We start from the raw sequence: 12,784 nt of genomic DNA, 5'->3' as shown, positions 1-12,784 counted from the left end.
CCCGAAAGCGTCGCGAAGCTCGCGGGTGTGTTTGGAACTGTCGCCAGGCGTGATGCTCAGGCTGCCGACGACATCGATGCTTCGCGCGGTTCGCGATCCAGCCACGTGCGCAAGGCGCGATTGACCTGGTCCGGCGCGGTCAGGTTCACCATGTGGCGCTCCTCTTCGATCACCACGGCTGTGCCGTTGCGCGCGGCTTGGGCCATTTGCCGGGTCATGGCGGGCGTCGAGTTCGGATCGTCAGCGCCGGTCAGAACAAGCGCAGGGCAGGCGACCGTCGGCCAGCCGTCGGCATAGGTTTCGTCGCCGTTGGCGAACGCCGTGTAAGCCGCGGCGTAGCCATCGATCCCGACCGATTTCAGCCACGACTCGACCTTGCGGGCGGCCATTTGCTGCGCTTCTTCGTCGTTGAACCAGCGCCGCAACGGTGTTTCCACGTCGATTGTTCCAGACCGAAGCTCGGCCGCGCGTTCGAGCACGGCTTGCCGGGCCTCGGCTGTGCGCCGATACACGCCGTTCAGCACGGCGACGCGCTTCACGAGATCCGGCCGCGTGACAGCGACGCCCGCGACGATCAGCGATCCCATCGAATGTCCGGCCAGATTGACGGGACCGGCGTCGAGCGCTTCGACGAATTCGATCGCCCATTGCACGAACGCTTGCAGCGTGGCGTGGGCGTCGAGCGCGTCGCTGGCGCCGTGACCCGGCATATCGACCGCGATGACGCGGAACTCGCGCGAGAGTTCATCGATTTGCGGATACCACGCCTGCGCCTGCATCCCGACGCCGTGAATCAGAACCAGCGGCTCGCCGGTTCCGTGCTCGAGATAGTGAGCGCTGCGCTTACTTGACAGCTGCAGGATTGTTGACGTCATTGCCGAGTTCAGCGAGGTCTTTATAACGATCACCGATGCGGTGATGCGGACGGCCACCGGTCGCGCCGCCAATGGCGATCACGAGTTCGTCGGCTGCCGGCGCGTCGGGGATGGCGAACTGGAGCGTCAGATAGTGCGAGCGGCGTCCTTCGTCGTTCTTGTCCATCATCGGGATCAGGAGCGGTGAATTCGCCGGCCCGCGCGTGTTGTTGAAGGCGAGATACGACTTCGCGCCGACCGCGCTGCGATACGTGTTACCGAAGTGCAGCGTGTGGATCAGCGCGGACGCGTGTTCCAGTTCACCGTCCACGCCAACGATCGCGCTCTTGCCGAATGCTTCGACGGCTTCGCCGGAACCGGCTTCGTCGAGGATGAGCTTTGTCAGGTACGCGCTCAGTTGCGGCGCGATCTCGCGAATCTCGGGCGAGAGATCCTCGACATAGCCGCGGCCCGCCCACGGATTCTTGATCACGGCGGCGGCGCCGATCATTTTCAGCGGTTTGGCGGCGTCTTTGTCGCCGTCCACGTGAACGGTTTCGATGTGAAGAATCGATTTTCGGATGAGGCTCATGGTGAGGATCCTTCTCTAAAAGTAAGAACGTGATTGATTATGGTATTCCATACTATGGCAGGCCATACGTGTATACCCTCCGCCGATGTAATCGTGCTTCGACTGACCAATCCACGGAGTGCCGTACTATGGAATACCATAATATATCTCGAATCTCGGTCTGCGTACTATTCATCCCATGCTCTTTAACGCCGATGAAAGGCTTTTTCGGAGAACGAGATGAAACTGGAAGTGCGCAAGCTGGTGACGTTTAGCGAGGAAACGCGGATCGAAGGCGAAAAGGCCGCCGACCGCCCCTTGAAGATGTTCGGTGTCGCGGCGGTCCTTCGAAATCCGTGGCGGGGCGGGGGTTCGTCGAAGATCTCACGCCTGAGATTCATGCGCTGGCGTCGCCTCTGGGCGAGATGCTGACGGCGGAAATCATCCGTGCCGCAGGTTCGGGTGACGCCGTCGAAGGCTATGGCAAGGCCGCGATCGTCGGGACGTCCGGCGAAGTCGAACACGCGTCCGCGCTGATCCACACGCTTCGTTTCGGCAATCACTTTCGCAACGCGGTCGGCGCGAAAAGCTATCTGAGCTTCACCAATCTGCGCGGCGGGCCGAACTGCCCGATCACGATTCCGCTCATGCACAAGCATGACGAAGGGATGCGTTCGCACTACCTCACCGTCCAGTTCTCGATCGTCGATGCGCCCGCGCCGGACGAACTCGTCATCGCGCTGGGCGCGTCGATCGGCGGCCGGCCGCACCATCGCATCGGCGATCGCTATCAGGATCACAAGGAGCTGGAATCTTGAAACCGCAAGAGAGCCACCTCGTCTCGGGCGGCAATATCGCCGGCACGTGCTACAGCCTGTACGCCTCGCGCGCGGGTGAATCCAGCGAGACGGTCGTGCTGATTCATGGCGTCGGCATGAATCAGCATGTGTGGGCGCCGCAAATCGACTTTCTGACGCGGCATTTTCAGGTGCTGGCCTTTGACATGCTCGGTCACGGCGGCAGTTCGCTGCCAAGCGAGCAACCTTCGCTCGATGAATATGCGACACAGGTCAAGGCGCTGCTCGACACGCTGAATATTGAAAGCGCGCATATCGTCGGACATTCGATGGGCGCACTGGTCGCACTCGAATTCGCGCTCTCGTATTCGGAGCGCACGCTCAGTGTCGCGGCGCTCAATGCGGTCTATGACCGCTCGCCTGAACAACGCGCTGCAATCGTTGGCCGCGCGGATTCGCTGGATTCGGGCACGGCAATGGCAAGCGTCGATGACACGATTTCGCGCTGGTTTGGCGATCCGGTGCCGGCTTCCCTGAAGCAATCAGCGCATGATCTACGTCACTTGCTTCTGACGGTTCAACCGGTGGGCTATGCGCGCGCATACCGACTATTCGCGAATTCCGACGACGCGCATGTGCATCGTTTGCCTGAGCTGGCGGTTCCGGCGCTTTTCCTCACGGGAGAATGCGATCCCAATTCCAGCCCTGAAATGTCGCGGGCGATGGCGGCCGTGACGCCGGGTGCAAGAGCCGAGATCATCGCGGGTGCGCGACACATGATGTCCGTGACCGATCCCGACAAAGTGAACGAAAGACTGATCCGTTTTCTATTGAATTCGTCGGAAAAAGTCAAAGCCGACACAGAAACTAAAGGAGCGCGTCATGAATGAGACGGTAATTGAAAAGACGCTGGATCCGCTGGAGTTTCGTCGCGCGCTCGGCGCGTTCGTCACCGGCGTGACTGTGGTTACAACGATCCAGGAGGACGGTTCGCCGCGAGGTTTCACGGCTAACTCTTTCAGCTCTGTGTCGCTCGATCCGCCGCTCATTCTCGTTTGCATCGCGAAGACCGCATCGAGTCATGCCGTCTTTTCGAAGACCGACCACTTCGCCGTTAGCGTGCTGGCGGAAGATCAGAAGTCGGTGTCAGGCGTGTTCGCTTCGAAGGCCGCCGACAAGTTCGATCAAGTCGAATGGCACGCGCGAACCACCGGTGCACCGCTGATGACCGGTGCCGCCGCGAGCTTCGATTGCACAACCCATCAGGTCGTCGATGCGGGCGATCACATCATCCTGATCGGTCGCGTGGTGGAGTTCGCGCATACGGCGTCTTCGCCGCTTGGTTACTGTCGCGGCGCGTATGTCAACTTCAGTCTGACGCAGGAAGCACTCACCGCGGCCGGGTCGACCGCGAAAGTCGGTGCGATTCTCGAGCACGACGACCGCATCGCGCTTCTGGAAACCCCTCGAGGACTGGAGTTGCCGACGGGCGTGAAGCTCGAACCTGCCAGCAACACGAATAGCTTGCGCGGCGTGCTTGCAAAGCTCGGACTCGAAGCGAATCTGGATTTCCTTTTCGCCGTTTTCGAAGGACAAAGCGATCAACCGGGCGTGCATGTCTACTATCGCGGACGCGTGCTCGAAAACAGCGGCGTCGCGGCAAACAGCTCACTTCGCATGATTCCCCTGAACGAGATTCCCTGGGATCAAGTGCGCGACAGCGCAGTGAAATCGATGCTTCAACGTTATGTGCGCGAGCGAAGCGAAGACGCATTCGGCATCTATGTGGGCGACTCGGAAACAGGAACGGTTCAGTCGCTTGCGCGCCAGCATTGAACGACGAACGAAGTTATCAGTAAAAGAAAGTCGAGCGCGACACGAGGTGAGTGATTGGGCACGACGTGAACAATCAGTGGAGAAGACGAGATGAAATTTTCTTTGTTTTTGCATATGGAGCGATACGACGCCAAGACGTCGCATCGCGAATTGTTCGACCAGATGACTGAGCTCGTGCAGCTCGCCGAGCGTGGCGGATTCGAGACGGCCTGGATCGGCGAACACCACGCGATGGAATTCACGATCGCGCCGAATCCCTTTGTCAATCTGTCTTATCTCGCCGCGAAGACGGACAAGATTCGTCTTGGAACGGGCACGGTCATCGCGCCGTTCTGGCATCCGATCGCGCTCGCCGGTGAAGCAGGAATGGTCGATGTCGCCAGCAACGGGCGGCTTGATATCGGCATTGCGCGAGGCGCTTACTCGTTCGAATACGAACGGCTCTTGCCGGGCCTCGACGCAATGAGCGCTGGCGCGCGCATGCGCGAACTCGTGCCGGCGTTGCGCAAGCTGTTCAAGGGCGACTACGCGCATCAGGGTGAGTTCTGGTCGTGGCCTTCGACCACGCCTGTGCCGCGTCCGATTCAGCAGCCGTATCCGCCGTTGTGGCTCGCCGCGCGTGATCCGAGTTCGCATGCCTTCGCGGTGGCCAATGGCTGCAACGTGCAAGTCACGTCGCTCGCTGCCGGCGACGCCGAAGTCGCGAATCTCATGGAACGATTCAATGCCGCTTGCGCCGCGCATTCCGATGTTCCGCGTCCGCAAGTGATGATGCTGATGCACACGTTCGTCGGCGAAGATGCGGCGGAAGTCGACGCAGGCGTCGAAGATCTTGCGCGGTTCTATCGCTACTTCAGCAAGTGGTTCAAGAACGAGCGTCCTGTGGAACAAGGTTTTATCGAGCAACTCACGGAAGCGGACGTCGATACGTTCCCGCAATATTCCGCCGAGTCGATTCGAAAGAATCTCGTGATAGGGCAAGCCGCCGATGTCATCGCGCGTTTGAAAAGCTATGAAGAACTTGGCTATGACCAGTACAGCTTCTGGCTCGACAGCCATATGAGCTTCGAGCGCAAGAAGAAGTCGCTGCAACTGTTCATCGACAAGGTTATGCCGGCATTCCAGACGCGATAAGGCGAACGCAATCGTATTCTTCAAATCAGGAGTGGCCGACATGGTGCAGCGGTTTCAGCAATATATCGATGGTGCATTCGAAGACGCGAAGGAACACTTCGATAGCATCGACCCGTCCACAGGCGAAGTCTGGGCGCACATGCCATCCGCAAGCGCGGACGATGTGGACCGTGCGGTGCAGGCGGCGCACCGTGCTTTCATGGACCCGGCGTGGGCGAGTCTGAACGCGACCGCACGCGGCAAGCTGCTATATCGTCTCGCGGACCTAGTGGCGCAACATGCGCCCCGGCTCGCGGAACTCGAAACGCGGGATACCGGCAAGCTTATTCGCGAGACGCGGGCGCAGATCGGCTATGTCGCGGAGTATTACCGCTATTACGCGGGAATCGCCGACAAGATGCAGGGCGCGTGGCTTCCCGTCGATAAGCCCGATATGGAAGTGACGGTGCGTCGAGAACCCGTCGGCGTGGTGGCCGCGATCGTGCCGTGGAATTCGCAACTGTTTCTTTCGGCGGTGAAAGTGGGGCCGGCGCTCGCCGCTGGCTGCACGATCGTGCTCAAGGCGTCCGAAGACGGTCCCGCTCCATTGCTCGAATTCGCGCGGCTGGTCCACGAAGCGGGCTTCCCGAAAGGCGTCGTCAACGTCGTGACGGGTTTCGGCAACGAGTGCGGACGCACGCTTACGAGCCATCCGCTCGTGTCGAAGATTGCGTTCACTGGCGGTCCTGAAACGGCACGTCATGTCGTGCGGAATTCGGCGAATAACCTTGCGGCGATGTCGCTCGAACTGGGTGGCAAATCGCCGGTACTGGTTTTCGACGATGCCGATATCGAAAGCGCGTGCAATGCCGTCGTCGCGGGCATTTTTGCGGCGACCGGGCAAAGCTGTGTCGCCGGATCGCGTCTGGTGATTCAACGCGGCATTCACGCTGCTTTCGTGGCGAAGCTCGTCGAGAAGGCGGAAGCGATTCGAATCGGGGATCCTCAGGATATGGCCACCGAAATGGGTCCGTTGGCCACTCGCCGACAACTCGACCATATCCAGAAAGTGCTGAAGGAAAGCGTCGAAGCGGGCGCCCGCGTGGCAACAGGCGGAAGCCAGCCTTCCGATAAAACTCGCGGCTTCTATTTCCAGCCCACGATTGTCGATTGCCCGAACACGCAAGTGCCGAGTGTGACGAACGAGTTGTTCGGTCCGGTGCTGAGCGTCGTGACATTCGATACCGAAGCAGAAGCCATCGCAATAGCCAACGATACGCGCTATGGCCTTGCATCGGGCGTCTTCACGACGAACCTGACGCGTGCGCATCGGCTCTCGCGTGCACTGCGCGCGGGCATCGTCTGGGTGAATACCTATCGCGTCGTTTCGCCCATCGTGCCGTTCGGCGGTTATGGCTTGAGCGGGCTGGGACGCGAAGGCGGTTTCGATGCGGCGATGGAGTACACGCGAACGAAGTCCGTCTGGATTCGAACCTCCGATGAGCCGATCGTCGATCCGTTCGTTATGCGATGAACGTGCTTGAGCCTCAAGCTCGTCCATGCGCTCGTGACTATCTACTGGAACTAACAGAATGAAGATCAAAGCTGCTGTTTTGGAGGCCATGGGCGCGACGGCTCCCTATGCGGTTTCCCGTCCCCTGAAAATCGAAGAGATCGAGCTTGCTCCGCCCGGACCGGGCGAAGTGTCGATCAAGATCGCCGCGGCGGGGCTTTGCCACTCGGATCTATCGGTGATCAATGGCGACCGGCCGCGTCCGATGCCGATGGCGCTCGGCCATGAAGCCGCGGGCGTCGTCCAGGAACTGGGCGCGGGCGTCACCGATCTTCAAGTGGGCGACCATGTCGTCGTGGTGTTCGTGCCGAGTTGCGGGCACTGCGCGCCGTGTGCCGAAGGACGCCCCGCATTGTGCGAGCCGGGTGCCGCCGCGAACGGCGCGGGCACGCTGCTTTCCGGTTCACGCCGCCTTACTCGCGATGGCGAAGTCGTCAATCATCATCTTGGCTGCTCTGTCTTCGCCGAATATGCGACCGTGTCGCGCCGCTCAGTGGTGAAGATCGATCCGAGCGTGCCGCTCGAAGAAGCGGCGTTATTCGGGTGCGCGGTGCTCACGGGCGTAGGCGCCGTCGTGAACACGGCGCAGGTTCGAGTGGGCGCGTCGGTGGCTGTCATCGGCCTGGGCGGTGTGGGACTGGCGGCACTGATCGGCGCTCATGCGGCGGGCGCGCGGCAGATCATCGCGATCGACCTGTCGGATGAAAAACTGGAGCAGGCCAAAAGTCTCGGCGCTACGCATGTCGTCAATGCAGGCCGCGAAGACGCGGTCGCGCACATTCGCGAGTTGAGTTCGGGCGGTGTCGAATACGCCTTCGAATTCGCCGGCTCGATCCGTGCGCTGGACCTCGCGTACAACATCACGCGCCGTGGCGGATCGACCGTCACTGCGGGCTTGCCGCCTTCGACCGCGCGGTGGCCCATGCCCGCGGTGAGTCTCGTGGCTGAAGAGCGCACCGTGAAAGGCAGTTATATCGGCACGTGCGTTCCGTCACGCGATATCCCGCATTTCATCGAGCTATACAAGCAAGGTCGCTTGCCGGTTGACAAACTGCTCACCGGCCGATTGAAGCTCGACGAGATCAATCAAGGCTTCGACCTCTTGCACGAAGGCCGCGCGATCCGTCAGGTGGTGGTGTTCGAATGAACGACACCAACGCAGGCTGGACCGACGGATGGAACGCCATGCAGCAAGCGTTCTTCAAGTCGATGAATCCTTCAGCGGCAGAAACGGCGAAACCGCTCATGCAGGAACAGTTCGCGGACTTGCAGGAAACGTGGAAAGAGTCCATCGAAAAGTGGACTTCGTTCGTCAAGAGCGGCGCTGACTCCGACGCGTGGACGCCGCAGGCGCTGCGCGAAATGTTCTCCCCTGCGCGATGGAGCGGCCGCGGTGCGGGCGCATTCGACGCCAGTTTGCAGCGCGTGATCGAAGGACCGAAGTACGCGACGCTTTGGGACTTCGATCGAAAGGTCGCTGAATTGCAGACGAAGGCGAGAGCGCGCGACCAGGCCGTGCTGGCGTATCAGGCCATCGTGCAACGCGCCTGGAACACGGCGCTCGAACGCTTGATGAAGTCGATGTCGTCTTCCGAAGAAGGCGCACCGTCGACATGGCGTGGCCTGACCGATCGTTGGTTGAAGGTCGCCAACGAAACGCTGATCGAGGCGCATCGGTCGGACGAATTCGTCGAAGCGCAAACCCGCATGTTGCGCGCGGCGTCGGATCATCGGTTGAAGGAACGCGCGATCGCCGAATCATGGTGCGAGGCTTATCACATTCCGACGCGCACCGAAGTCGATGAAATGCAGCGCACGATAACCGAATTGCGCCGGCAGGTTCGCCTGCTGCAACGGCACAACGCGGCGCAACAAGAGACGACGCAGCCGATTCGAAAGACACGCGCGGCATCGAACGCCACACGCCCGGTCCATTCCTGAGAGAACGTATGGCTGCCACCAAGAAATCGACCGCCGCACGGGCGCTCGCCGAATTCAGCGACTTCAACCTGAAACTCGCCCGCGGACAGCAGATGCTCGACCGGATCAAGGACGAGCACGTAGAGATCGCCACCGCCGACAAGGACGTGGTGTTTCGGGAGGACAAGACGACGCTGTATCGATACAAACCCACCGCCGAACGCACGCTCGGCGTGCCAGTCCTCGTCGCGTATGGACAGATCGGCCGGTACACGATGACCGATCTGCAAGAAGACCGGTCGATGCTGCGCAATCTGCTCGCGCTCGGCGTCGACGTGTATGCGGTGGATTGGGGCAGCCCGACGCGCAGCGATCGCTGGCTCACGTTCGAAGACTACGTCGATGTCTATTTGAACGACTGTATCGAGTTCATCTGTCGCGAGCACGGCATCTCGGCGATCAACCTGCTTGGCATTTGCGAAGGCGGCGTGTTCTCGCTGTGTTATGCGGCGCTTTACCCGAAACGCATCAAGAACCTGATTCTGACGATCACGCCAGTGGATTTTCATCAGGACCAGGCCGAGGGCCGCATCAATCACGGCTTGCTGAACCTCTGGACGCGCGGTTTGGGCGAGGAAGACATCAACCAGTTGATCGAAGCGAACGGAAACTTGCCGGGCGAACTGATGAGCCACGTCTTCTCGCAAATGACGCCGGGCGCGACCTTGTCGAAGTACAACGTAGGCTTGCTTGATACCTTCGACGACGAAAAGAAGCTGCTCAATTTTCTGCGTATGGAGAAGTGGCTGGCCGACCGGCCGCATCATCCAGGTGAAGCGGCCAAACAGTTGCTCGTCAACCTCTACAAGAACAACGAGCTGATACGCGGCGAATTCAAACTCGGCGGTCGTACGGTCGATCTGAAGGACATTCGCATGCCGGTGCTCAACGTCTATGCGAAAGATGACCACATCATTCCGCCAAAGACGACTCAGGCGCTCGGCGATGCAGTAGGCAGCGACGATTATCGTGAGATCGGACTCGACGGCGGTCATGTCGGCGTATTCGTGAGCGGCAAGTCTCAGGGCGTGCTGGGCAAAGGCATCGTCGATTGGTTGCGCGAGCGCGATGATGCGTGAGATCGAGCCGCGCTTCGATGCAATGGCGCCGCGCTTCAGAGAGGTCGATGTAATCGGTCGAGGCGGTTTCCACAAGCTCGCGTATGCGGAATGGGGACCGTCGAAGTCCGATCGAACGGTCGTGTGTGTTCATGGCGTGTCGCGCAACGGACGGGACTTCGATGTGCTGGCCGCGTCGCTCGCGGCGCAGGGCATGCGCGTGATTGTGCCCGACCTGCCCGGACGCGGACGCAGTGAATGGCTCGCGGCGCCGAGTCACTACACCGACCGCGCCTATGTGCGGGCGATGTCGACGCTCATCGCGCGGCTCGATGTCGATCAAGTGGATTGGGTGGGTACTTCGCTGGGCGGCCATATCGGCATGCTGGTGGCATCGGAACGCGGCACGCCGATACGCCGCCTCGTGCTCAACGACTTCGGCGCGCGCGTGTCGGCTGCTTCGCTGCGCAGGATCGGCAGCTATCTGACGCGCTCGTGGCGCTTTGGCTCGGTCGAAGAAGTCGAAGCGCATCTGCGTGAAGTGCACGCGCCGTTCGGCAATTTGAGCGATGCGCAATGGCGTCACCTCGCTCTGCACAGCGCAGTGGATGACGGCGCGGGCGGGCTGCGTTTTCACTTCGATCCGGGCATTGGGACGCGCTTCGCGATACCGATTCTGCTCGACGTGATCCTGTGGCACATCTGGGACAAGATCGAATGCCCGGTGCTCATCTTGCGCGGCGAAGACTCCGACCTGCTGGCGCGCAGCACGGTGGACGCGATGCTCAAACGCGGACCGGCCGCCGACGCGGGCCGGGTAGCCGCGGTCGAGTTCCCCGATTGCGGTCACGCACCGGCATTGATGGACGCCGCGCAGATCGATGTCATCCAGAACTACCTCTTAACCGACTAGCCGACGCTCAACCGGCGCACCCGAGACTGCCATGATTCGAGACAAGATCGTTACCGCCGATGAAGCCATTGCATTGATACGCGATGGCGATGTCGTGAGTTGCTCGGGGTTCGTCGGCATCGGCACGCCCGAGGAGCTGATTGCGTCGCTCGAACGGCGCTTCATAGAAACTGAAGGACCGCGCGATCTTACGCTCGTTTTCGCAGCGGCGCCGGGTGACGGCAAGGAACGCGGGCTGAATCGTCTCGCGCGCGAAGGACTCGTACAACGCGCAATCGGCGGTCACTGGTCGCTGGTGCCGAAGCTCGGTAAGCTCGCGACCGACAATCGCATCCAGGCTTATAACCTGCCTCTTGGAACGATCTCGCATCTGTATCGCGACTCCGCCGCGCATCGCGCAGGCACGCTCACGAAGGTCGGACTCGGCACGTTCGTCGATCCGCGACAGAGCGGGGGCAAGATCAACGCGCGAACGACACAGGATATCGTGCGGGTCATGGAGATCGACGGCGAGGAATGGCTCTTCTACAAGGCGTTTCCGATCAACGTCGCGCTGATTCGCGGCACGACGGCCGACGCCGAAGGCAACATCACAATGGAGCGCGAAGCACTCATGCTCGACGCCCAGGCCGCCGCAATGGCCGCGCGAAATGCGAATGGACTCGTCATTGTGCAGGTGGAACGCATTGCGTCGAGCGGGTCTCTCGACGCTCGCAGCGTGGTCATTCCCGGCGTGCTCGTCGATTGCGTCGTTCTGGCGCCGCCCTCGGCTCACAAGCAGACTTACGCCACCGATTACAACGCAGCGTACTCGGGCGAGATTCGCGTTCCGGTGAACAAGATTCCGGCTTTGGCACTCGACGAAAGAAAGCTGATCGCACGGCGCTGCGCCTTCGAGTTGCCGCTGGGCGGCGTAATCAATCTGGGAATCGGCATGCCCGAGGCGGTGGCGGCCGTCGCCGCTGAAGAACGCGTGCTCGATCATCTGACCTTGACTGCCGAAGCCGGCGTGATCGGCGGCATGCCGCAAGGCGGCCTCGACTTCGGCGCGGGCATCAATACACAGGCGTTGCTGCATCAAAATCAGCAATTCGACTTCTACGATGGAGGCGGGCTGGACCTCGCGTGTCTCGGCATGGCGGAAATCGATCGCATGGGCAATGTGAATGTCAGCCGCTTCGGTTCGCGTCTTGCAGGGGCGGGGGGATTCATCAATATCAGTCAGAACGCTCGCCGGCTTGTGTTTGCCGGGACGTTCACTGCCGGAGGAATCGTCACCGCCGTCGAAGATGGTCAGATGCGAATCGTGACCGAAGGGCGGACCCGCAAGTTTGTCGAAGCGGTCGAGCAAGTCACGTTCAGCGGGCCGCTCGCCGCCGCGAAGGGACAAACGGTGTATTACGTCACCGAGCGATGCGTATTCAGGCTTCGACCCGAAGGCCTGCAATTGATCGAAGTGGCGCCGGGTATCGAGATCGAGCACGACGTGCTGGCGCACATGGCGTTTCGGCCGCTCATCGGCGACGTTGCGGTGATGGACCCGCGCATCTATCGCCCGAAGCCGATGGGACTAGCCGCGGTTCTGCAGGATTTGCAACTGACGGACCGCCTGAGTTACGACGAGGAGCGCAATATCCTGTTCGCCAATTTCGAAGGCATGGCGATTCGCGCTGAGAGCGACATCCAATGTGTACGGCGCGTCTTCGAAGGCATGTGCGCGCGCGCGGGGCGGCGAGTGGCGTTGATCGTCAACTACGACGGCTTCCGGATCGAGGAGTCGCTCGCCGACGAGTACTTTGAAATGGTCGCGAGCTTACAGCGCGAATACTATTCGACGACTACGCGATACACCACGAGTGCCTTCATGCGCATGAAGCTGGGCGATGCACTTTCTTCTCGACAGGCCGCCGCGCATATCTTTGAAACGCACGCCGAGGCTTCCGAGTTCATTTGTACCAGAGCACATTTCGCGGGCGCTGCTTAAGCGTCCGTTTGGCCGAATCATTCAGGAATACAGAATACGGCGTTCTGGTGTCTGGACGGTCGCGTTTCATCCGCTGCAATCGTCTGACAAAAATGAGCGGGTTAA

At 60.7% G+C, this 12,784-nt stretch carries 11 protein-coding genes and 1 pseudogene; 10 read left to right on the top strand and 2 right to left on the bottom strand.

Going from position 1 to position 12,784, the window contains the following annotated elements; genetic code table 11:
- Positions 1–56: 56 nt before the first annotated feature.
- Complete coding sequence (locus AWB80_RS31305; RefSeq protein WP_061178560.1) at positions 57–875, bottom strand: alpha/beta fold hydrolase; 819 nt, start codon at positions 873–875, stop codon at positions 57–59.
- Positions 844–1,446 (bottom strand): amino acid synthesis family protein, encoded by a 603-nt coding sequence (locus AWB80_RS31300; protein ID WP_061178559.1) that lies wholly within the window; start codon positions 1,444–1,446, stop codon positions 844–846. Before AWB80_RS31300 ends, AWB80_RS31305 begins: the two co-directional genes overlap by 32 nt.
- 219 nt (positions 1,447–1,665) lie before the next feature.
- Between AWB80_RS31300 and AWB80_RS31295 the strand changes: the two are divergent.
- The 10 genes and pseudogenes from AWB80_RS31295 (at position 1,666) to AWB80_RS31250 (ending at position 12,679) form a co-directional block, all read left to right on the top strand.
- Positions 1,666–2,243 (top strand): annotated as a pseudogene (locus AWB80_RS31295) (amino acid synthesis family protein).
- Positions 2,240–3,112: an alpha/beta fold hydrolase gene (locus AWB80_RS31290; RefSeq protein ID WP_061178558.1), complete on the top strand. Its 873-nt coding sequence runs from the start codon at positions 2,240–2,242 to the stop codon at positions 3,110–3,112. The pseudogene AWB80_RS31295 and the gene AWB80_RS31290 overlap by 4 nt, the downstream one beginning before the upstream one ends.
- Positions 3,105–4,058, top strand: a complete 954-nt coding sequence (locus AWB80_RS31285) for a flavin reductase (protein WP_061178557.1) — start codon at positions 3,105–3,107, stop codon at positions 4,056–4,058. The genes AWB80_RS31290 and AWB80_RS31285 overlap by 8 nt, the downstream gene beginning before the upstream one ends.
- 90 nt (positions 4,059–4,148) lie before the next feature.
- Entirely contained in the window at positions 4,149–5,192 is a 1,044-nt protein-coding gene (locus tag AWB80_RS31280) for an LLM class flavin-dependent oxidoreductase (protein ID WP_061178556.1), read from the top strand.
- A gap of 40 nt (positions 5,193–5,232) precedes the next feature.
- Complete coding sequence (locus AWB80_RS31275; protein WP_087131743.1) at positions 5,233–6,705, top strand: aldehyde dehydrogenase; 1,473 nt, start codon at positions 5,233–5,235, stop codon at positions 6,703–6,705.
- 58 nt (positions 6,706–6,763) lie between these two features.
- Positions 6,764–7,891, top strand: a complete 1,128-nt coding sequence (locus AWB80_RS31270; RefSeq protein ID WP_061178555.1) for a zinc-dependent alcohol dehydrogenase family protein — start codon at positions 6,764–6,766, stop codon at positions 7,889–7,891.
- Positions 7,888–8,685 carry a poly(R)-hydroxyalkanoic acid synthase subunit PhaE gene (locus tag AWB80_RS31265; RefSeq protein ID WP_061178554.1) on the top strand — a complete coding sequence of 266 codons (798 nt, stop codon included), beginning with the start codon at positions 7,888–7,890 and terminating at the stop codon, positions 8,683–8,685. The genes AWB80_RS31270 and AWB80_RS31265 overlap by 4 nt, the downstream gene beginning before the upstream one ends.
- Positions 8,686–8,693: 8 nt before the next feature.
- Positions 8,694–9,803, top strand: coding sequence for a class III poly(R)-hydroxyalkanoic acid synthase subunit PhaC (gene phaC, locus AWB80_RS31260; RefSeq protein WP_061178553.1), 1,110 nt, complete (start codon positions 8,694–8,696; stop codon positions 9,801–9,803).
- A complete protein-coding gene (locus AWB80_RS31255) occupies positions 9,793–10,695 on the top strand; it encodes an alpha/beta fold hydrolase (protein ID WP_208635717.1) in 903 nt (300 codons plus the stop codon). Before phaC ends, AWB80_RS31255 begins: the two co-directional genes overlap by 11 nt.
- A gap of 31 nt (positions 10,696–10,726) precedes the next feature.
- Positions 10,727–12,679, top strand: coding sequence for an acyl CoA:acetate/3-ketoacid CoA transferase (locus tag AWB80_RS31250; protein ID WP_087131741.1), 1,953 nt, complete (start codon positions 10,727–10,729; stop codon positions 12,677–12,679).
- Positions 12,680–12,784: the final 105 nt, after the last annotated feature.

The sequence above is a fragment of the Caballeronia pedi genome (genome assembly GCF_001544915.2).
GTDB classification, from domain to species: Bacteria; Pseudomonadota; Gammaproteobacteria; order Burkholderiales; family Burkholderiaceae; genus Caballeronia; species Caballeronia pedi.
The sequence above is the reverse complement of the archived record's forward strand: the minus strand, read 5'-3'. Positions and strand labels throughout refer to the sequence as shown.